The 22,601-nt window shown below is 38.4% G+C and carries 17 protein-coding genes and 2 riboswitches; of the genes, 5 read left to right on the top strand and 12 right to left on the bottom strand.

Annotation, left to right across the window (positions count from 1 at the left end; genetic code table 11):
- Window positions 1-175: 175 nt before the first annotated feature.
- From BZG01_RS03795 to BZG01_RS03840, 10 genes are all read right to left on the bottom strand, one after another.
- A complete protein-coding gene (locus BZG01_RS03795) occupies window positions 176-727 on the bottom strand; it encodes a hypothetical protein (RefSeq protein WP_101308507.1) in 552 nt (183 codons plus the stop codon).
- Window positions 728-887: 160 nt separating this feature from the next.
- Window positions 888-1,283, bottom strand: a complete 396-nt coding sequence (locus BZG01_RS03800; RefSeq protein WP_101308508.1) for an SHOCT domain-containing protein — start codon at window positions 1,281-1,283, stop codon at window positions 888-890.
- Window positions 1,284-1,618: 335 nt separating this feature from the next.
- Entirely contained in the window at window positions 1,619-3,622 is a 2,004-nt protein-coding gene (locus tag BZG01_RS03805; RefSeq protein WP_101308509.1) for a fructose-1,6-bisphosphatase, read from the bottom strand.
- A 70-nt stretch (window positions 3,623-3,692) separates the two neighbouring features.
- The gene (locus tag BZG01_RS03810) at window positions 3,693-4,310 is read right to left on the bottom strand and encodes a transposase (RefSeq protein WP_101308510.1); all 618 of its coding nucleotides are present in this window, start codon (window positions 4,308-4,310) and stop codon (window positions 3,693-3,695) included.
- A 414-nt stretch (window positions 4,311-4,724) separates the two neighbouring features.
- Complete coding sequence (locus tag BZG01_RS03815; RefSeq protein WP_101308511.1) at window positions 4,725-5,768, bottom strand: ABC transporter ATP-binding protein; 1,044 nt, start codon at window positions 5,766-5,768, stop codon at window positions 4,725-4,727.
- Between the two features lie 9 nt (window positions 5,769-5,777).
- Entirely contained in the window at window positions 5,778-6,818 is a 1,041-nt protein-coding gene (locus BZG01_RS03820) for a FecCD family ABC transporter permease (protein WP_101308699.1), read from the bottom strand.
- Between the two features lie 5 nt (window positions 6,819-6,823).
- The gene (locus BZG01_RS03825) at window positions 6,824-7,948 is read right to left on the bottom strand and encodes an ABC transporter substrate-binding protein (protein ID WP_101308700.1); all 1,125 of its coding nucleotides are present in this window, start codon (window positions 7,946-7,948) and stop codon (window positions 6,824-6,826) included.
- Window positions 7,949-8,015: 67 nt separating this feature from the next.
- Complete coding sequence (locus BZG01_RS03830) at window positions 8,016-8,912, bottom strand: sirohydrochlorin cobaltochelatase (protein ID WP_101308512.1); 897 nt, start codon at window positions 8,910-8,912, stop codon at window positions 8,016-8,018.
- Window positions 8,905-10,419, bottom strand: coding sequence for a PepSY domain-containing protein (locus BZG01_RS03835; RefSeq protein ID WP_101308513.1), 1,515 nt, complete (start codon window positions 10,417-10,419; stop codon window positions 8,905-8,907). The genes BZG01_RS03830 and BZG01_RS03835 overlap by 8 nt, the downstream gene beginning before the upstream one ends.
- Before the next feature lie 99 nt (window positions 10,420-10,518).
- The gene (locus BZG01_RS03840) at window positions 10,519-12,747 is read right to left on the bottom strand and encodes a TonB-dependent receptor (RefSeq protein WP_101308514.1); all 2,229 of its coding nucleotides are present in this window, start codon (window positions 12,745-12,747) and stop codon (window positions 10,519-10,521) included.
- 135 nt (window positions 12,748-12,882) lie between these two features.
- Window positions 12,883-13,095, bottom strand: a riboswitch (cobalamin riboswitch).
- A 305-nt stretch (window positions 13,096-13,400) separates the two neighbouring features.
- A riboswitch (cobalamin riboswitch) is annotated at window positions 13,401-13,585 on the top strand.
- Window positions 13,586-13,713: 128 nt separating this feature from the next.
- Here BZG01_RS03840 and BZG01_RS21495 point away from each other — a divergent pair.
- The 5 genes from BZG01_RS21495 to BZG01_RS03860 all read left to right on the top strand — a co-directional run bounded on the left by BZG01_RS21495 (window position 13,714) and on the right by BZG01_RS03860 (window position 19,420).
- Window positions 13,714-13,854, top strand: coding sequence for a hypothetical protein (locus BZG01_RS21495; RefSeq protein WP_180327197.1), 141 nt, complete (start codon window positions 13,714-13,716; stop codon window positions 13,852-13,854).
- 274 nt (window positions 13,855-14,128) lie between these two features.
- Window positions 14,129-15,784: a putative transporter gene (locus tag BZG01_RS03845; protein WP_101308515.1), complete on the top strand. Its 1,656-nt coding sequence runs from the start codon at window positions 14,129-14,131 to the stop codon at window positions 15,782-15,784.
- 60 nt (window positions 15,785-15,844) lie between these two features.
- On the top strand, window positions 15,845-17,386 hold the full coding sequence (locus tag BZG01_RS03850) for an acyl-CoA carboxylase subunit beta (RefSeq protein WP_101308516.1): 1,542 nt from the start codon (window positions 15,845-15,847) through the stop codon (window positions 17,384-17,386).
- A gap of 31 nt (window positions 17,387-17,417) precedes the next feature.
- Window positions 17,418-18,905 (top strand): acetyl-CoA carboxylase biotin carboxylase subunit, encoded by a 1,488-nt coding sequence (locus BZG01_RS03855; protein ID WP_245870253.1) that lies wholly within the window; start codon window positions 17,418-17,420, stop codon window positions 18,903-18,905.
- A gap of 2 nt (window positions 18,906-18,907) precedes the next feature.
- The gene (locus BZG01_RS03860) at window positions 18,908-19,420 is read left to right on the top strand and encodes an acyl-CoA carboxylase biotin carboxyl carrier protein subunit (protein WP_101308518.1); all 513 of its coding nucleotides are present in this window, start codon (window positions 18,908-18,910) and stop codon (window positions 19,418-19,420) included.
- Window positions 19,421-19,610: 190 nt separating this feature from the next.
- Here BZG01_RS03860 and BZG01_RS03865 read toward each other — a convergent pair whose 3' ends face one another.
- Window positions 19,611-20,321: an anaerobic ribonucleoside-triphosphate reductase activating protein gene (locus BZG01_RS03865; protein WP_101308519.1), complete on the bottom strand. Its 711-nt coding sequence runs from the start codon at window positions 20,319-20,321 to the stop codon at window positions 19,611-19,613.
- Between the two features lie 29 nt (window positions 20,322-20,350).
- Window positions 20,351-22,504 (bottom strand): ribonucleoside triphosphate reductase, encoded by a 2,154-nt coding sequence (locus BZG01_RS03870; RefSeq protein WP_218973000.1) that lies wholly within the window; start codon window positions 22,502-22,504, stop codon window positions 20,351-20,353.
- Window positions 22,505-22,601: the final 97 nt, after the last annotated feature.

Below are 22,601 nucleotides of genomic sequence, written 5' to 3' on the forward strand. Positions count from 1 at the left end.
TACACCAGACATTTTGTCTAAAATATTTTTTATATGATATTTGCTATTGGATTTTCCTTTGAGAGTCATACTTAATAATTGCTTCGAAAACAAACATTAAGATACTGATTCTTAAGGGATTATCCAAACTTAAACACTGCTTATTCTTCTCATTTTCAACATTATAAGTCAAAACTTAACGAACTATTGTATTTAGTAACTTTTCAAATTTATATTCGGGTACGATCTTGTATTGCTTACAAATACCAAAAGCGACTTTGTATTGATCGAAGATTATTTTCATTACCCTACGACCTTCAACAAATTTCTCTTCGTAGACTCTTCCCTTATCGTCGTTATAATAAAACGGATTTCGAATTCGCATTTCGGAAATATTATCTCGATAATATTTAACCAATTCAAAAAACTTGGACTCAACTTGTTGACGACGTGAAGCCCTAATCTGATAAATAAGTGTTGCAGCTAATAATATAGCCCCAATAAAAGCCCCAAAATAAGACCAAGCTTCAGTTTTCATGTGCCATGTAAATTCTCCGGCTGTAGCTTCAATAAATCTATTAACTAAAAGATAAAGAACGCTTATCGAAATTAAAAAAACGATACATGGATAGAACCATTCAAAAACCCATTTATAGTTTTTTATTCTATTTCTACATTTCCAACTGTATAAGCCAAGCCAAATTGCAACTAATACGATAGCCAAAATACTTATTACTTTCACATTCATAATTCCGAATTTATAATTTTAAACCCTTAGCCGGCAATCCCACTTATAAAGGTCTCAACGAATTTCACGACTACTGATACAAATAAGATCGGTGCAAATATCTCTTTCCGAAAGATTATTTTTATTCATAGGTATTTAAATTTGGCTGTAGAAAATATTCTTAAAGGCTAAGTATCTTAGCTTTCTGTTCATAAAACTCAGCGTCGTTTAAAACTCCTTGTTCTTTCAGTTTAGCTAATCTTTCCAATTTACTTATGATATCATTCGAATCTTCCTGAAGAGATTGACTTTTCTCCTGAGGCATTGCCTTCATATCATTGGCAATCATTTGCTCATCTATTTGAGCAAGTTCATTGTTTCCTCTGAGAAAAGAAAAATAGGCTCTCCCAGCGGCTAATGCTATTGGGCGATCTATTCCGTTTAAAGCTTGTCGATATTCTTTTAGTAATCTTTCTTGCAACATTTGTCTGCCTCGTATGCCTCTATACAAAGCTCTTAAAATAAAAAAGCCTGCAATCGCGGCTAATCCATAGAGTACCATGTTTTTTGAATCCATTTTATTCGCAAATTAGGGTCGGAAGTTTTTGATTGTTTTCAAAATTAACAAAATATACCAAAGGAGATTATGATCATAGAATAAAAAACAAGATCATGGATTTATTTATATGTGTTCTTCAGAATGTTATTTACTTCTATGTATCCAATTGGAGTTTATCATACCAAAAATATAGAAGACAAGTTCACTCCAGCAAAACATATTTCAAGCTCGAGAATTCAAAAAAAGGCTGAATCACAATGATTCAGCCTTTTTGAAATTTTATTTTTAAGTCCTGCTCCAAATAAAATAGATTGCAAGAACTTTCAGGTCTTAGCGTATCGATATACTTTCATTTAACCTACACTTTTCACTTTTACAACACCCTTTCGGTACGCATCCAGCAATCGGTTCAGATCGAGAATTTGTTGGCGCAGATTGGCTCCAATATAGGTGTCGCCCACTCTTATTCGTTTGGTTGCGTGCTCAATCATGCTTCGGGTTGAAACAATATCCACTTCATCGTGAATGGCTTTGTGTTTCGATTCGAAAGAGGTATGCTCGGCCAAAATTAAACTGTAAGAATCATAAATTAAGGTATATCCGGCAATACCGGTCACCTTTTGATAGGGCTTCGACATTCCTCCGTCAATCACAAAGAGTTTCCCCTCCGCTTTCACCGGACTTTCTCCTTTTCCCACTTTTACCGGCACATGCCCGTTAACAATGTGCGATACTTCGGGATCGAGTCCAAATTCTTTTAAAATCCGACAGCAGGAATCTTTATCATCCCTCAACTTGTAATACATATTGCTTTCTTCGCGCTGAGCTTCTTTATCGTTCAGAAAATATCGTTCGAAAGTGGCCATTTTCTTTTTGCCAAAAAGCGGCGAATAAGCCCCGCTCCACAAATACCACATGTAATCACGGTCTTTGTTCCTTTTTTCGGGATGTTCGCGGTTAAAATAAGCCCGCCGGGAAATTAAATCAAACTGATCGCACAAGGCCTTCCCTTTGTATTTTTCGCCCAGTAAAGTAAGCTCTTTAAAATTTCCCGTTTCGTCGAGAGGGATACAGCCATGAAACAGCAGATTTGAATTGTAGGAAAGATAAGTACCACCTTTTGAGAATAATGTTTTAATGTGCCGCTGCAGTTTGTCGCAATACAAAAAGGAAAATTGAAGTTTTTCAGTCAGCATTCTCTCCTCTTCGGTTAGTTGATAAGGATTATTTGGATCGATAGTTGGAAATGATTTGTCGTTCAGTTCCAGTTCCCGTCCGTCAATTCTCACAGTACCTTTTTCATAATCAATTTTGTCGAGAAGCAAGCGGTCGTCCATTTCCATTTCCGGATTTCGCTGAATGATCTCTCCTGCCAGTTTCATTTCAATCACCATAATGGCTTTGTGCATTTTACTGGTCAGTTTAATCTGAGTCGATCCGATGTTTTCTACCGGCGTATTCTTAGGAATAAAAGCCTCACACGGATCCCCCTCGTAGGCTTTCATGGCAAAGGTAGCCAATGGCATCAGATTAATCCCGTAGGCATCTTCCAGCGTGTCCAGATTGTTGTATCGGGCACTCAAACGAATTACGGCAGCTATACTGGCACGTATTCCTGATGCCGCTGCCATCCAAACAATATCATGATTTCCCCACTGAATATCTACCGAATAATGATCCTGTATCACATCCATTACCTTATCGGCATAGGGACCTCTGTCATATATATCACCAATAATGTGCAGCCGATCAATCAGCAAGCGTTGTATAAACTTACTAATGGCTACAATAAACTGGTTGGCCCGATCTACATCGATAATGGATTGTATGATGCATTCGAAATATTTTTCCTTTTTCGCGTTAGGCTCATTCAGCAATTCATCAATTACATAAGCAAAATCGGGTGGCATGGCTTTTCTCACCTTCGATTGTGTATACTTATCGGCCGAAACGCGGGCTACGTCAATCAGTCTGCGAAGCGTAACCGCAAACCATTCGTTCAGATTATCTTGCTCGATTGTGATGAGTTTGAGTTTATCCTCAGGGTAATAAATGAGTGTTGACAGCTGATTCTTTTCTTTTTCGCTGATTGTGTTCCCGTAAACAATATCAATTTTCTTTCGTACCATGCCCGATGCATTTCGCAGCACATGACTAAAGGTCTCGTATTCTCCGTGAATATCTGTAAGGAAATGCTCAGTACCTTTGGGCAGATTCATGATTGATTCAAGATTAATGATTTCGGTACAGGCGGCTTGAACTGTGGGAAATTTCTCAGCAAGCAGGTTTAGAAATCTTAATTCGTCTTCGCTGTAATTGTGTTTTAACAATTGATCTTCATTGTAGTTGGGAACCATTTATTTTTGTATCAGTTAATTTGACATTTACTTTTACTACCCCGCAAACCAGACGCCAAGCATGGCGTCTCTACCATTCATACATCTCGTCGTTTTTCCAGTTGCCTGGATTATTTTGTATGTATTGTTCTATTCTGTGACAGGAATCAAAATCGCGCACAATATGATCGTGAAACCGGGTTTGCCATGCGAAATTGGAATTGATTTTTCGGGCATTGATGGTCACGGATGATTTGAATCCGCGAATGATTGATGCCAAATTTTTGGATTGTGATCCAAACGTAGAGACGCGATGCATCGCGTCTGAATATAGTTTTGTTTCATTTGAAACGCGATGCTTCGCGTCTGAATACAGTTTTGTTTCATTTGAAACGCGATGCATCGTGTCTGTACCCGTATTGGAATTATTTTTGCCAATGGTGATTAGGGCATGAAAATGATTTGGCATGATTACAAATTCGCCCAATTCCAAATTCATATCGGGTCTGATTTCGGGTGTTTTCATCCATTCGCTTGCGGCCAATTCCCCAATTTCATTCAAAATCATTTTTCCATTGGTAATTCCGCCAAAATAATGTTCGCGTTCGTGGGTACAAATGGTCACAAAATAAATGGCATTCGATCCGTAATCCCAATCTTTTAATCGGGCGGATGGTATGCGGTATTTATTTTGAAATTTTTCTGCCATTTTTATTTATTATTCTGTACAGACGCAATGCTTCGCGTCTCATATATAATTATCCTTTTCTGATGCCATGAATGGTATCCTTTAATTTCATTTACAATTCAGACGCCAAGCATGGCGTCTTTACCCCATTAATTATTGCAATTTAGACGCGAAGCATTGCGTCTCTACCTTACACAAACATTTTTTGAATCCATTGTATTCCAAATTGGAATCTGAAATTTTTGATTGTTTTCAAAATTAACAAAATATGTAAATATTAACCTTATTAGATTCTATTTTTCAAGTAATTGCTGTAGTTCAGCAAAAAGTGAAAAAAAACAGGCTAAAAGAAAAGTAAGGGATACAAAGCTTTCATTCATGAGACAAAGGAGATCTCATTTTCAAGCAATTCTAAACGGGAAGCAAAATGTTAGTTTATTCAGACAGTACGCATGATTCACTTTGTACCTCAAGCAAACTCTTTGCAGCCAATACGCGATTCACAAAAACTTCAACAGAGTCTTCAGACTGTATGCATTGGTCACCGATATACAAGGAGAATGGTTTTTGGGCATCTTTATTCACCTCCACACGGTTGCAGTCATCCGAATTTGCTCTTATTACTTTTATTCCTTTTCGGGATAAGGCTCTCCTGAGTAAAACATATTCGAATCCATGACCTTTTACTGCTACCTGTGAGTGCTGGGCATGCATCACTTTAAACAAACCTGTTTTATTGTCGAACACAATTCCTTTGTGCTGAAACATTTTTTGAAAGGCATTTTTAAGCAGTAAGTCTTCCGGACTACCTGTGATTAGCGGACCTCCATTTTGCAGCAACCAAAAGCGATCCGATAGCTGCAATGCCAAATCCAGATCGTGGGTAGACATTAAAATGGATTTTCCGGATGTATTGGCAATATCCCGTAACAACTGCATGATCTCAACTCTGGCGGGCAAATCTAAAAAAGCAGTTGGTTCGTCCAATATAATTAGCGGCGTATCCTGAGCAAGAGCTTTGGCGATAAAAGCTTTTTGTCTCTCTCCGTCGCTTAAAGAAGTAAGCAAGCTGTCTTTTTTGTGTGCAATTCCGCATTGCTCCATGGCGCGAGCAACAATAATTTTATCTGCAGCGTTCAATCGTCCCAGCATCCCTGTGTAAGGACTGCGGCCATAACCTACCAACTCCTGCACATTCGCATTCGGAACAACAACTCTATCGGTTAACACCACTGCAATCTGTTTCGACAACTCCTTTTCGTTCAATTGATGAACTTCCCGATTATCAATCACAATTAAACCTCCTAAAACAGGCTGAAAGCCACAAATACTTCGCATCAAAGTACTTTTTCCTGTTCCGTTTGATCCCAACAGGCAAATTAATTCTCCTGATGGAACAATGGCGGATAAATCGCCGGCTACAATTTTGCTGCCGTAACCTATCGAAAGATTTCTAATGTGCAGTAGGTTTTTATTCATGCTAATGGGCTAAAAATTTTCTTTGCGTTTTTTCCAGATTACTGAGATAACAACCGGTGCGCCAATAAAAGCCGTTACCGAGTTAATGGGCAATTCGCTTTCCATTCCCGGAAGACGGGCCAGCAAATTACAAAGCAATGCTGTTGCTGCTCCTAAAATGCAGGCATTACAAATTAAATATAAATGATTGCTTGTGCGGGATACCAGTTTTGCCAGATGCGGAACGGCCATGCCAATGAATATGATGGGACCGCAAAAGGCAGTTACAACAGCGGTTAATGTTCCTGCACATAAAATGATCAGCAAGCGTGCCCGCTTGATCTTTAAACCTAAATTGCTGGCGTACCGATCGCCCAAAGCCATTAAATTCAGCGATTTGCTTAAAAACAAAGCAAGTAAGGAGGGCACAATGGTAATCATCGCAAACAAATAAGCCCGGTCAACCGACATGCGCGAAAAACTGCCCAATCCCCATATTACATAGTTGTGTACATCTTCTTCCATGCTGTAGAATTTCAATACACCCACCACCGAATTGGACAGATATCCAATCATCACTCCGATGATAAGTACACTTAAGGTGCCTCCAATTTTATGCGAGATGAACAGGATCAAAGCTAAAACAGCAAAAGCACCTCCCAACGAGGCTGTAATTATTGCTAAATCGCCCCAAATACCCAATCGGGAAAAGGAAAATCCCCAAACCTGCCCTGCCACCAAAAGAACAAAGCCAACCCCCAAACTCGATCCCGAAGAAATTCCCAATACCGAAGGCCCAGCCAAAGGATTTCGAAAAAGTGTTTGCATGAGCAGTCCGGCTACTCCGAGAGCCATACCTGCACCTAAGGCAACTATGGTTTGCGGCAGTCGGGTTCGCAGCAGTATATTCTCCCAAATTACATTGGATGATCCTTTTCCTGTTACAATATCAACAACTTCGGCAATAGGAATATTGACCGATCCCATTGCCAGATTTAAGGCAATCAAAATCAACAAAAGACCAAGAGATAAAGGAATCAGAACTGATTTTCTCTGAAAAATAGGTATCATATGAATCATTTTAAAACCTCATAAAATTCCGGTTTGTAATTGGGCAGCAAATCGGGATGAAAGAAATGAATGTAATCTGCCAATATCACATCCGGTTTCATGGCATTTTGCTCATAGTAGGGTTTCTCTCTGATGTTGCACATGATTACATTTCCCTCTTGATAGGCTTTAAAATCAGCATAACGAACGTCTTGCTCAATCAGTGATTTGCGCCCGAAACCTAAGGGTTCGGGAACCAGAATCCGCCAAAAATCGGCATTGGCAGCTTTGGTGTAAACACTTTCGAACCCCAAAGGATAAGCTCCTTGTTTATCGTCCTCAATAATATATTTGGCTCCGGCATCGCGGAAATAATTGGCGTAAAAACTCTTGCCTCCCGGCACATACCAGGTTCCCGACTTCATTTTTCCTGAGAATACTGTTGGTCGTATTTTCACTTTTTCAGTGAGGGTTTTAAGGGAATCATATCGAAAGGCTATTTTTTGAAACAAAGAATCGGCCTGCTTTTCCTTTCCAACAAAGGGTGCAATCATTTTTACCCATTCGGCTCTCCCCAAGGGTGATTTTTCATCGTAAGCCGCCATAGGAACCAACGGAATACCCAAATTTTTCAAGGCATCGTAACCACCCGATTTGTAGGGGGAAACAATAATTAAATCAGGATTTAATCCGGCAATCAATTCGGTATTAAAGTGCCCCTCTTTTCCAACCCGTTTCACATTTCCATCTTCAATTCGCTTGTTGATGCCTTGATGAAACAAGTGCCGGCTGCTGTTGGTTGCCACAATGCGGTTAATATCTTGTAATGCAAAAAAGTAAGTCAGTTGAGTGGACGACAAACAGATGATTTTTTTACAGGGAACCTGAATGGTATTCGGACTCTTATCTCCTGCCAATTTCTCTCTCACCAATTTAAATTCCTGATAAGTTGAGTCATTCGTTTTGCCATTATAAATTCTTAGAACCTGATCCTTAACGGAATTAAAAATCTCAAACCCTTTAGCATACTTCAATTCCTTCTTCTGATACTTTCCAGATTCTGATCGAATCTCTTTTGCATTTGGTTTACAACTGCTTAGTGAAAATAAAAGAAGTAGTATGTTACTAAAAATAAAGGCCTTCCTTTCCATAAATTTTGATTTAGTGCTTAGAATGAATGCTGCTGTAATTGCAGATCCTGTTCTTAATTCCCAAAGTTTATTTTTTTGATTTGAGTTCAACCAGAACATCTTTCAGGTGTTCAATCCAAATGCGGACCACATCATCCTGATCTGCCATTCCTTCCAAAACTGCTTCTGTTTTGTATCCCCTGGCTTCCAATACTGATTTCCAGCTTTCTTCCTCTTCACCCGCCATATCGTTTCGGGCATGATCGCCGGCAATGGTCATAAAAGGAAGCAACCATACTTTGTTTACTTTTCGGGTTTCCAATTTCTCAATCACCTGATTCAATTCAGGATATCCCTCGACAGTAGCCAGGAATACATTTGGATTTTTTTCCCACAAATAGTACTGCATTCCCGGATAATATACATTTGCCGGATGATGCGTGCCATGTCCCATAAAAACAAGTACATCGCCTTCCACCATTCCTTCCGGCAGGTTTTGCAGCAAAACATCACCTAAATTTTCAATGTCATTTTGATGATAAAGCAAAGGCTTGCCTAATTGAACCCGATCAATTCCTTTTGGCATTCCAGAAAATGCCTCCACCGTTGTTTTCAAATTTTCATATTCTTCTCCGGGAATTACATGCAGAGACTGAACCGCCACATTCGTAAAACCTTCCTCTCCCATTTTTGCCAGAGCTTCGGCAGGCGAATCAATAGTTTCGCCGCGTGAGCGAAGTTTATTGCGAATAATTTTTGATGTAAAAGCCCAATGTATTTCCAAATCTGGAAACGTGGCTTTCACTTCCTCTTCGATGTGTTGAAAGGTTGCCCGGGTTTCGGGATAACTGGAACCAAAGGAGACCAATAGAATTCCTGTTTTATTCGCTTTTTTAGTATGAGCTGCAGCCATAAATGAAAATGTTATTAGGAGCAGGAACAAGCCTGTCTTTAAAAATTTACTGAACTGATATTTTTTAATCATTGGATTTTATTTTAACCGGTTTCAACCTTACCGGCAGTGATTTTTTAGCTTTTCTCCTGATCCATTTTATTCCCAACACAAAGCCTGATACACTTACCACGGTTCCTCCCAACGAAAGGAATAACAGCAAGAACTTTCTTAACCATTCGTGTTGTTTTAAAAATGGGAAATCCAAAGTGTGCAGAGATTTGTACAACCAACGGCGTCCTCTGTCGTTGCTGTTGTAGCTTTTGATGACTTCTCCCGTTTTCGGATGAATGTACATGCAGGTATGATCGGCATCGTGCAAGCTCAGCTGCCATACGGGCAAAGGGCGTTTCCACATCCCGGATTTTTGATAGTAGGCATCAAATTCGTTCAACTCTTTTAGATCGTAATTGGTGCCTGTAAATGCACTTTTGCACCAACTGCTGATTTCCTTTTCTGAATAGTCCGGTTTTGCAAAAACACCATCAGCTGTGGCAACATACACATCCGGCAATTCAAACTGATCCCGATACACCCAAAAGCAAGCTTGATTCATAACGGTTTTCCAAACTACTTTCCGGATCGGTTTTTCACCTTTAACAGCATTCCATAAATCAGACATTGATATTACTGCATGCTGTTTCGCATCAGGTTTCTGATTCCATACCTTCGCGGCAGAAACTTTTGCATGTACCGGCACCAGGCTTTTGGGAATATCGACAACAGAGAAAAAACCACTCAAAATAAACGTGAATACAAAAAAGCCAAACAGAAAACCGGTAATGTGATGCCACTTGTACCAAAACTTTTTGTAAGGACTAAATTCTGTCCACTGAGAATTTTTCTTTCTTTTCTTCAAACGAATAAAGCCTGCCACTAAACCCGTAATACTTACCAGAATACCCAGAAAAGAAATCCAGGCCACCACCTTTAACCAAAGTCCTTTTTGCAGGCGCAGCGATTTAAAATAAATCCAATGAGGAATGGCTCCCAGTCGTGCGGCCCAACGGCTTTTTCTTGTTGTTTCCTGAATGATACTGCCTGTTTTCTCAGAAATGTAAATCCGCGTATGATCCTTATCATTCAAATAACATTTGTAGATAGGAAGTAAGGGATTGTAGTAGTCCCAAGGAATCCACTGGTCTAATTCTTCAATCTTTTCAACTGATTGAAGCTTAGCACCCGTAAAATCCTCTGCTAAATTTACTGCCTCTTTTTCTGTTGCTTTTTCACTTTCATTCAAAGAAACAGCATTGTATACTTTCTGCGATTTTCTTCCGGAATAAACTCTGTAAACCGGATTTCCATTCATTTTCTCTAATTCTATTTCACCTGAAAAACTCTTTGAAGGAGCTTGAATGGAATCAAAGTCAGACTTTGTTAAAAAAGACAGATGCAGAAACCTTTCCTCTTTTGAAGCATGAGGAAAACCTGCGAAAATCAGGACAAAACCTGATAAAAACCAAATCACAAACATCAGGCTGAGTACACTTCCTGATAGATTGTGAATTTGGAGGGTAATATTTTTAAATCTGCTCATGTTAGGGTATCAAAATTGGCAAAGAGCAAATCCCCTGATCAGGAATTTCTAATTTTTAAACAGTTCAGGGAATTTGCCTTATGCAGATAAATGTGTATTCTATTTTGCAAACTTGATGTTACAGCCAATAAATACGGTTCGTCCCGGATTTAAAGTGCCGTAATGAGATCCGTAAGGACTGTCATCTACGTAGTCGAAAATATTATCAACTCCGGCAGTTATTTCAAGAGATGTTCCTGCACTTGTAAACCGATGTGAGGTTGTTAGTTTCCATAAATTGTACCCGTCGGCATTTTTTTCACCTTCATAAAATTTCTCATCCTGAATTCTGCCAATCAAGCTTACGTTTAAAGCATAATCTTTCCAGTTTCTGTCATACAGCAAACGGAAATTGGCATAATTTTGAGCCACATTTTCCAAACGAATGTCATCTGTCTCATTCATAGCATCTACATAGGAGTATCCCCCGCCAAGAGTAAAGCCTCCGCCAACTTTCACATTAAAAAGGAAATCGATTCCTTTTGATTTTGTTTCTCCAATGTTGTAGTGCTGACGTGTATTTTTAATTCCATCGGCTCTATCTGCAGCACTTGTTTCAACTGTTTGGTAGGCAATCATATCATCAACACTATTTTGATAGGCCGATAAGCTAAACGATAATTTTGAAACAATGTATTCTGCCGAAAAAGAATAATAATCAGATTTTTGCGCATCAAGATCAGTATTTCCCAAGTAGAGATTCCCTGCTTTTTCGTAATGGTAATACAACTCTTTTAATGTTGGAGCCTTAAAACCTTTTGCATATGTTGCTCTAAAATTAAAATTGTTGAATTTGTAAAGTGTGGATAATTTGGGTGTAAAATCATTCCCAAATTCTTTGTGTTTTACGTAACGAACGCCAGCTACCAAAGAGAGGTTCTTAATTAGTTTGATCTCATCCTGAGCAAATGCAGAAAGGGTATAAGCATCTTCTTTGGCATTTACCAACCGACCTTCCGATTTCAGGCTTTCGTTTACGTATTCTCCACCCAATGTAAATTGATGTGCCTTTTTTAGACTAAAAACGTATTTTAGATTTACATCTTCGCGTTTTTGATCCGTATTAAGAACTTTTTCTCTTATTGAATGAAGGGTTTTCCCTGATTTTGAAGATATGTCATTCTGATTGTACTTGTAATAGTATTTAAATTGATCAGAATTAAAATCTAAAGCGATGTAGTCCTTCTTATTAATTAGGTATTTGGCTCCTGCCGAATAAGAAAAATCGTTGTAGTAATAACCATATTTTTTTACTGTAATTGGCTGCAATACATCCTTCTCGTATTTCGATCCCATTGCATATACGCTTAGTTTATTGGTTGCGGCAAAATCAAAGCGCTGACTGATGGTGTAATCCTCGAAGGCATTCACTTGTTTGGCATCTGTAACAACAAGTACATCATCCGATGGATCATCATTATCCATATCATCGTCAATTTCGAACTTGCTTAGCTGCCACCCGTCCGATTCCTTTCTTGAATAAGTTGTAAGAGATGAAAAACGCCCTAAATTCAAACCTACTTTATTGAAGTACTGTCTGTTTCCATGTTCACTTAATCGGGAATTGCTTTCAGCGTAGATTTTTCGTTTCGATTTTTTGGTAATCACATTAATTACACCTGCAATGGCTTCTGATCCATACAATGATGAAGATGCACCTTTAACCACTTCAATTCGTTCAATATCATCAGGATTAATGCGGTTGATGTCATTCTGGCCTCCAACATCTCCATACATTCTTTTTCCATCAACAAGTACCAAAATGTAATCATTGCTTAATCCGTTTAACTGCATAAAAGCCCCCATACTGCCCGGACTAAAATCAAATGATGGACTAATTCCAGTCATTAAATCATCAAATCCCGATGCCGAAACAGCCTTCACCATCTTGCTGCTGATTAGTTCGGTTTGAACGGGAGCACTTTTTAAATGATGCGGTGTACCGGTACCTGTAACTACCACTTCGCCCAATTCTCTCTCGGATTTATTCAACTGAAAATCAAGGGCATTTGCTCCTTCCTTAATTTCTATAATTTCTTTTTTTCTTCCATATCCCGAATAGGAAACAACAATTTCGTACTCTCCCACCTTTAAGTTTCGAAACGAATAATACCCATCGCTGTTGGTAGCGGCTCCTATGGTTGTTCCATGGAAATAAACGTTGGCACCAATTAAAGGATTTGTCCCGTCCTTTTCTGTGACTGCTCCGGACAATGTCCCCACTTGAGCAACTAAACTCTGACTTGCCAATATAAAAAGGCCAATCAGAATGTAATTTTTAAACTGCATGATCGTTTTGTTTTTTAAATTTTAAAACATCACATCTTGCTGCCAAATGTTTACACAAACAAAGAAATTGGAATAATAAATACTGAACACGCGCGTAAGTTCAATACATATACTTCGATTCCCGGAAGCAAAATGTTCTTTAGTTACGACTTGGCAGGTCTCCTGACTTATCTCAGTTTTTACAGCCTTCCCCCCATTGCTGAGAGTGGCTTGCGGTGTAAAAACCATATTTTGCACACGGCAAAATGAGATTTACAGTAGCGGGGACTGTTCCGGATTTTCACCGGATTCCCTTTTCATTCCCTCAGACGATAGTCTGAGCAGAACACCAAAATCGATGCAAATGTATTATATATATTTAAGATATCGCATTCGGGGCAAACAAACCAGAAGTGTTTCACAGCATAGATATGCAAGTTAACGCGAATAAGTAACACAGCCTACAGCTCCCATTACAAGCCAATTAAGGCTTTAATATTTTAATCAACATCCCAGAGAATCAAGTTAACTTCAGCAATTGATTACTTGTAAAATCCATACCTCTGTAAACGATCAGTTTCTTTACTTCTCTCCTTTTTATGTCCGTAAAATCAAATTGATTCAACTTAAAGGAAATTTAAATTTGTTTTTTAGATACTTTTTTTAATAACTTTGCTTCCGAAAATAATTAAGATACCCCGTAAAAAGGGTTTAATAGGGAATCACGTTAAAATCGTGAGCTGACGCGCAACTGTAATTCCAATACAGTTTGCAACATCAAGCCACTGTTCCAATATCAGGAATGGGAAGGCGTTGCAAATGGAAAAGCCAGGAGACCTGTCTTATTTAATTAGATTGATGCTTTCGCGACATAAAGCTAAAAATCAGGACTCGCTGGTGAATTAAAAGTTCCTTTTTAATTTTATTATTCCTGTTTTTTATTGATTGACGCAAAGCATACAGTTTTACCATTTAAAATGTATTGTTATGCAAAAAGTAAGCAGCACTCCTCGCGAAATGGAGAAAGCAGTAAAGACCGAACACAACATGTATTTTGGCTTTGCAACTAATTATTCCGGAAAAAATATTCACTTCCCATTTCAAAAAGTTTATAAGATTCCTTATTGATTCCTGACTAGCCTCTAAATCAATAAAATTGAGCTGGCACTTTCATTTGCCAATCCATAATATCCTGACTTCGTATCAAGGTAGATGGGAGTTCCGGCTCTTTTCATATGATTATAATTTGTTTTTAAGTTGCCATATGGAACTTACCATGCTGAGATAATCATCTCCCTGTGTGTCAAAATCGCTTTGACATGGACGTTTCATATCCCTTTATTTCTCACTAAAAAATGATCTTCTTCTGAGATCATATCGTTTAAAACACCAATAATTCAACATGAACATTATAGAACTATTAACTACACCAGGAACAGCATCTACAATTGTCATCATTTGTTTGGCAGCTGTTTTAGGTATTCTATTTGGAAAACTATCGTTTCTCAGAATTAAACTTGGCATTGCAGGCATACTGTTTTCCGGTCTGTTAATTGGGCATTTGGGTGCTGCAACCGATGCACACGTATTGCACTTTATTAAAGAATTTGGCTTGATATTATTTGTTTATTCCATTGGTTTAGAGGTGGGGCCACGCTTTATCACTTCACTTAAAAATAATGGATTAAAGATTAACCTGCTCGCTTCAGGAATTGTTATTTCAGGTTTCTTTATTGCAGTTGCTATAAAATTTATTTTCGATGTTCCCACTTCCGTGATCACCGGAATTATGTGCGGAGCTGTAACCAATACTCCCAGTTTAGGTGCTGCTCAGCAAACCATTGGCGATGTTATGGGCGCAAGCGAAAATATCGAAATTACGGGCATGGGCTATGCTGTTGCTTATCCGTTCGGAATTTTTGGAATTATTATCAGCATGATATTACTGCGTGTAATTTTCAAAATCAATGTAAAACAGGAAGAAGAACGATACAATAAGGAAATTACCGGCCTCGATGGAAAGCCAATTGCCATAAACGTTGAGATTACCAACCAAAACCTTTTTGGCAAAAGCATACTTTTTCTGAAAGATACCTGCAGTAATAATTTTGTTCTCTCAAGAATTAAACGAAACGATGATTTTATAGCTGCCGATTCCGAAACAATTCTTGAAAAAGGAGATATTCTTTATGGAGTATCGGTAGAATCAAATTTTAAATACATTCAACTTAATTTGGGCAAAATAAATACAACCAAAGATGTTGAGGTGTCTGGCAAACTTGGAATGAAACAAGTCATGATCACCAATAAGAAGCTGGCGGGAAAAAGTATAAAACAAATTGGGATCTCACGCCAGTTCCCTGTAAACATTACCAGAATCTACAGAAATGGTATTGAGTTAATGCCAAAGGAAGAAGACAGTATTGAATTTGGTGATACCGTACGTATTGTAGGAGAAAAAAAAGCTCTGATTAAAGTTGCCTCTCTGCTTGGCAACTCTGTAAAAGAACTATCACACCCTAATATCCTGCCCATTTTTCTGGGAATATTACTAGGGGTTATTATTGGCTTGTTTCCGATAAATATTCACGGCCTTCCTGCACCGGCCAAGCTAGGCCTAGCAGGCGGACCACTGTTAATTGCACTTATACTTGGGCACAAAGGCCGGATTGGTAAACTTGATTTCTATATGACTCCAAGTGCCAACCTTTTTATCCGGGAACTGGGTATTGTTCTTTTTCTGGCTTGTGTTGGAATTTCATCGGGAAAATATTTTGTACAAACGCTTCTAAACGATGGTTACATCTGGATGCTTTATGGCATTGCTATCACTTTTATTCCTCTCCTTATCGTTGCCGTTATTGCACATACCTTAAAAATCAATTACCTCACTATTTGTGGTTTATTGGCCGGATCCATGACCGACCCGCCGGCCTTGGAATTTGCCAATTCAATAGCTCCGATTCAGGCACAATCGACTGCTTACGCCACTGTTTACCCTTTGGTCATGTTCCTACGGGTTTTACTCGCACAAATCCTGGTATTACTTTTTACCTAAGTTCTATTTATTGGAAAATAAGTTCACAATGAATTCATTTAAATTTTACAACTAAAAACAATGAAAGACAACAGAATACCATTTCAAAAATATACAAGCCGACAAGAACAGTTGGCGGCACAATACAATTGGGAATATTTCTCGAAACAACACAAAAAGGGAAAACTAACTGCCAAAGAAAGAATTGAATTGCTGTTCGACGAAAACAGTTTCGAGGAAATAGATGCATTTGTTAAACCTTCAGGCAACATAGAAACAAACATATACGGAGACGGCGTAATTTGCGGACATGGCAAAATAAACGGCCGCAAAGTATTTGCCTTCGCTCAGGATTTTACGTTTATGGGAGGTTCACTAGGATCTGTTCATGCCGCCAAAATCATGAAAGTTCAGGACATGGCCTTAAGTATGGGGCATCCAATAATCGGACTAATTGATTCCGGCGGAGCAAGAATACAGGAAGGTGTGGCAAGTTTAGCAGGATATGCCGGAATTTTCCACCGCAATGTAAAAGCATCGGGTGTAATTCCTCAAATTTCGGTCATACTTGGACCTGCTGCCGGTGGTGCCGTTTATTCTCCGGCTCTTACCGATTTTATTTTTATGACCAGACAAACAGCATACATGTTTGTAACCGGTCCGGAGATAGTGAAAGAAGTCCTAAATGAAGAAATAAATTCGGAAGATTTAGGAGGTGCGGATATACATGGTTCCAAAAGTGGGGTTGCTCATTTTGTTTACGATGATGAAGAACATACTCTTTTGGGGGTTCGAAAATTATTGCAGTATTTACCCTCTAACAATGTAGACTTTCCTCCTGTATCGGCTCAAGAAGCTTTAGCTCCTAATAATCCCCAAAAACTTGGTGTAATTATCCCTGAAGAGGCCAACATTCCTTACGATATGCTGGATATTATCAATAATATTACAGATAAGAACAGCTTTTTCGAAATATCTGAAAATTTTGCCGGTAATATCATCATAGGATTTGCACGCCTTCAAAACAAAGTAATAGGATTGGTTGCCAATCAGCCCAAGGTTTTAGCCGGAGTTCTGGACATTAATTCGGCAGAGAAAGCCGCCCGTTTTGTTCGTTTCTGCGATGCTTTCAATATTCCTATTTTGGTTCTGGAAGATGTCCCCGGCTTTTTACCTGGCAGCAATCAGGAACACTCCGGAATTATCCGCCACGGTGCAAAATTATTGTATGCATTTAGCGAAGCTTCTGTTCCTAAAATAACCGTAATAGTAAGAAAAGCTTACGGCGGAGCTTATATTGTGATGAACAGCAAAAATATGGGAGGAGATTTTAATTTTGCCTGGCCTACTGCCGAAATTGCCGTTATGGGTCCCGAAGGTGCAGTAAAAATCCTTCATCGAAAAGAACTAATCCAATCGAAAAATACCGATGAACTAAAAGCAAAATTAATTGCTGACTACAAGGAAAATATTGCCAACCCATACATTGCTGATGAAAAAGGATATGTTGACGAAGTAATTGAACCCGCCAACACCCGTAAAAAATTAATTTCCGCTTTCGAAGCTCTGGAAAACAAATACATGGAGAAAATTGCTAAAAAGCACGGAAATATTCCTCTTTAAATACAAACAAATTTGAACTGATATCTTAGAAATGATCAAATCAATATTAATCGCAAACCGTGGTGAAATTGCAATTAGAATTGCAAAAACGGCCACAAAAATGGGAATTTTAGTGTATTGTATTCAGACAAACAGAGAGGCAAATGCTTTGTATCTCGACTTTGCCGATGAAATTATTACTCTTGAAGAAAATCCAAACGGATCCATTTTCTTAAATGCCGAAGAACTAATTCGTCTGGCGAAAGAACACCAAATCGAAGCCATTCATCCCGGCTATGGTTTTCTTTCCGAATCGCCTTATTTGGCAAGCAGATGCAAAGATGAGGGAGTTCTGTTTATCGGTCCAAGCGAGAAAGCCATTTATACGATGGGAAACAAAGGAATGGCCCGCAATATTGCTCAAAAAAGCGGAATCCCCGTTTTGGCTGGCAGTACTACAAACATTACTAATTTTTACGATGCAAAAGCCTGGGTGGAACAAATTGGCTATCCGGTGATTATGAAAGCCGTTGCCGGAGGTGGTGGCAAAGGAATGCGCATTGTGCGTTCGGCTGATGAATTGGAACTAATGTACAAATTGGTTACAAACGAAGCCAAATCTGCTTTTAACGACGATTCTTTGTTAATCGAAAAATATATTGAAAGTCCTAAACACATCGAAATACAGGTATTGGCCGACCAGCATGGAAATGCCATTCATTTATTCGAACGTGAATGTTCCATTCAGCGCAAACATCAGAAATTAATGGAGGAAGCTCCCTCTGTTGCTGTTTCCGATGATTTGAGAAATAAAATGGGAGAAATGGCTCTTTATCTTTGTCGGAAAATTAATTACCACACACTGGGTACGGTTGAATTCTTATTAGACAAAGATAATCGTTTCTATTTTCTGGAAATGAATACCAGAGTGCAGGTTGAGCATCCAATTACCGAGGCAATAACCGGAATCGACTTAATTGAGCAACAGATTAAAACAGCAGTTGGTGAAAAACTGGAACTTCGGCAAGGCGATATTCAAAGAAAAGGCTGGGCAATTGAATTGCGTATCAATGCCGAAGATGTGCAAGCCGATTTTTCTCCTAATCCGGGAATTATTGATAGAATGGAATTTCCTGAATGCAGTTTCCTGCGCGTGGATACAGGTTTTGAAAACGGCAAATTAATTCCTCCCAGTTACGATTCTATGATAACTAAATTGATCATTACAGGAGAGAACAGACAAGAAGCCATTGAGCATGCGTTAGCGGTAATTGAAAACACGGTAATAAAAGGTGTAAAAACAACAATTCCATTTTTTAAACTGGTGCTCAATCATCCTGATTTTATCAATGGATCATACAACACATCGTTTATATCGGAAAAGCTCGGTAAACCTTTCTTTCAGGAACAGGATGAAGAAAAAGCAGCTGCTATAATGGCTCTTCAGGCTTATTTAAACGAGAAACAAAAAATCGAAAGTAATTTGACTCACAAGGAGGATTCTGCGTGGGCTGCAAAAATGAGAAATAAACTTTTTTAGCCATGATTACACTTAAAAAAAACAAGAGCTTTGTGCTTTCCGGAGATCAATCGTACAGCTTAAAAACACAAAACTATCAGGTACTTTCTTCCCGGTCAAAAAACGAGAGATTTACAATAAAAGAAAAAGACAATGAATTTATCATTCAATACAAAGACAAAAATTTCATTGGTGAAATCGCTGAATTAAAACAGAATAAATGTACTGTCGTAGTAAACGGAAACACCTATAACTTTACAATTGATACCGAAGCTACTTTTCAAAGAAAAGAGAAACTTCGTAAAAATAATCTCATCAAACTCAATTGTAATTTACTTGCTCCTATGCCGGGCAAAATTACAGAGGTATTAACAGCTGAAGGATGTATAGTAGAAAAAGGAAGTCCTCTGGTGTTGCTCGAAGCAATGAAAATGCAGAATCAGATATTGGCCGCGCAAGATGGTACAATATCAAAAATCCTGGTTAAAGACGGAGATAGTGTAATGTCCAATCAGGTTTTAATCGAAATAGACTAGTTTTGGCAATTAGTTAAAGAGGGTGTCCGGAAAGTAATATTTTGTATCGGATTGTCATGTTGAGCGAAGTCGAAACATCTGTTTTTCAGAGTGAAAGATTCTTCGTCCCGAATTCATCGGGATCAGAATGACAATGGAACTATACTTTTTGGACACCCTCTTAACCACAAACTAAAAAAACTTATATCAATTAATCAAGCTGACAAATATTACCATTTAAATCCTTGTTGGATTTAATGATCTCCTCTACCTCCAAATGAGTATAGCCTGAATAATTTGCAAAAGATAAATCCAATACTTTTACCGCTGAAAACGACTGTAAAGTGTATTTGTAATCTCCTTTAAGTACTTCGCACATTTTACGAATATCGGTTTCGGAATGACACTCACGAATTAGTGTTGTTCTAAACTCAACAGCAATCGGCGAATCTTTGAGAATAGCAATCGACTTTTTTACATTCATCAGCTGAATTTCTGTAAACTGATTGCCAACAATCCCTTTATATGCAGATAATTCAGGCACTGTCTTCAAATCCATTGCCACATAATCAATCAGATTCTGCTGCATCAGGATTCTTAAAAGCTTGGGATTGGTTCCATTCGTATCTAATTTTACAAATAGTCCCAATGCCTTCACTTTGCGTATAAATGCGACCAAATCTGGCTGAACAGTTGGTTCACCTCCGGTAATAACAAGAGCATCGATGAATCCCTTCGCTTTTCTTAAATAATTCAATACTTCAGTTTCATCAACTGAATCTCCCATGGGGTGATATTTCGAAATCAGCTCCCAATTGTGACAAAACCTGCATGCCATATTACAGCCTTGAGTGAAAATCACCGAAGCCATCTTTCCATGATAATCAATTAAGCTGTTCTTTATAAATCCAGATATTTGCATTGAAATAAATTAGATTAATGAAAATTAATTTAACCTACGACCAGCTCTTCAACCTCAACATGAACCTTTTTGTCAAACAATTTTCGCTCCTTAAATTCCTGTCTTTTGCCATCATTCCATTGATGTATAGGACGCAGATATCCAACAATTCTTGAGAACACTTCACATTCCGTCCGTTGACCGGAATTTGCACATTTAGGACACAATTCATGTTCTCCGTAAATGTATCCATGCTCGTGGCAAATACTAAATGTTGGAGATAAGGTAATGTATGGGAGATGGTAATTATTGGTTATTTTTTGCAGCAGCAACTTCACGGCATCAACAGAAAGCTGCTTTTCTCCAATAAAGGTATGAAATACAGTTCCTCCGGTATATTGTGTCTGCAGCTTGTCCTGCAATGTTAAAGCTTCGAATAAATCATCGGTATATGCAACCGGAAGCTGCGAAGAGTTGGTATAGTAAGATGCCGCTCCTTTTCGAAAGTTCTCCTGATTGGCAACAATAATATCACCGTAAGTTTTGGTATCAAGCTGAGCCAAACGATAAGTTGTTCCTTCGGCCGGCGTTGCTTCCAAATTATAGATGTTACCTGTTTCCTCCTGAAAACCAACCAGTTTTTGCTTCATAAAATCAAAAATCCGAAGCGCAAAAGCATTTCCTTCTTCCGAAACCAAATCGCTTCCAATAAAATTCAGACAACACTCATTCATTCCAACAATGCCTATTGTTGAAAAATGATTTTGCCAAAATTTACCATTCTTATTTTTTAGATGACGCAAATAAAATTTTGAATAAGGGAACAAGCCTTTTTCTGTTAAATTTTCAATCATTTTTCGTTTGATCTCCAGACTATTTTTTGCCAGATTCATCAGATGCTCCAAACGCTTAAAGAATTCAGCTTCGTTACTGGCTTCGTAGCCCAAACGAGGTAAATTTACAGTTACCACTCCAACCGAACCAGTTAACGGATTCGCACCAAACAAACCGCCTCCACGTCGTGCCAGTTCACGTTTATCCAAACGCAGCCGGCAACACATACTTCGCACATCATCAGGCGACAAATCAGAATTTACAAAATTTGAAAAGTACGGAATTCCATATTTAGCGGTGATTCTCCAAATGTTTTCATACGCTGGTTTATCCCATTCAAAATCGGATGTGATATTATAAGTTGGTATCGGGAAAGAAAAAACACTTCCATTGGCATCTCCTTCTTCAATTACCTGCGCAAAAATTTTATTAAAGAGATCCATCTCAACCTGAAAATCCCCGTAAACTTCGTCCATCAATTTGCCACCAATAATTACCGGCTGATCACTCATAAATTTTGGAACATTCAAATCCATGGTCACGTTGGTAAACGGCGTTTGAAAACCTACCCGGGTAGGAACATTCATATTATAAAGAAATTCCTGAAGAGCCTGTTTAATCTGATTTTCATCCAATTGATCGTACCTTATGAAAGGAGCCAATAAGGTATCGAAATTCGAAAATGCCTGAGCTCCGGCGGCTTCTCCCTGCATGGTATAAAAGAAATTGACCACTTGTCCGAGAATGGTACGGAAATGTTTGGCCGGCCGGCTAACCAATTTGCCCGACGCGCCTTTAAAACCAGTAAGTAAAAGATCTTCCAGATCCCACCCTACACAATACACACTTAAAAATCCAAGGTCGTGAATGTGAAACGCTCCTTTTTGGTGAGCATCTCCAATTTCCTGCGGGTAAATCTTATTCAGCCAATATTGAGAACTCACAATGGTCGAAATGTGTTGATTCAATCCCTGCAGAGAATAAGAAGAATTTGCACTTTCTTTTATTCTCCAGTCCTGAAGATTCAAATAATCGTCAACCACATTTAAATTGGAAAATAATTCCTTGGTATCGCGAGCCAATTCATGTTGTTTCCGGTATAAAATAAATGCCTTCGCAACTTCAAACAAATCATATCTGAATAGAGTTTTCTCTACCAAATCCTGAATTTCTTCTACATTGGGAATTCCCGAAAAATCAATCTCTTTCATGACCTGACTGACACAAAATTCGATTAGTTCAACGCGTTCTTCACCTACTGCCTGAAATGCTTTATTGATTGCACTTTTAATTTTATCAGGCTTGAATTTAACAACCTGACCGTTTCTTTTCCGAATTTGAGATTCGGATACACTACCATTCATTTTCATTCTTGTATTTTTTAATTTTTTTGAAAAAAATGATAGCTTCTGAGGAAAATATAGAATAGGAAGATACACCGAATTGTGTATCCTCATTCTCTGCCTT

Source organism: Labilibaculum manganireducens (genome assembly GCF_002843385.1).
Classification (GTDB): domain Bacteria; phylum Bacteroidota; class Bacteroidia; order Bacteroidales; family Marinifilaceae; genus Labilibaculum; species Labilibaculum manganireducens.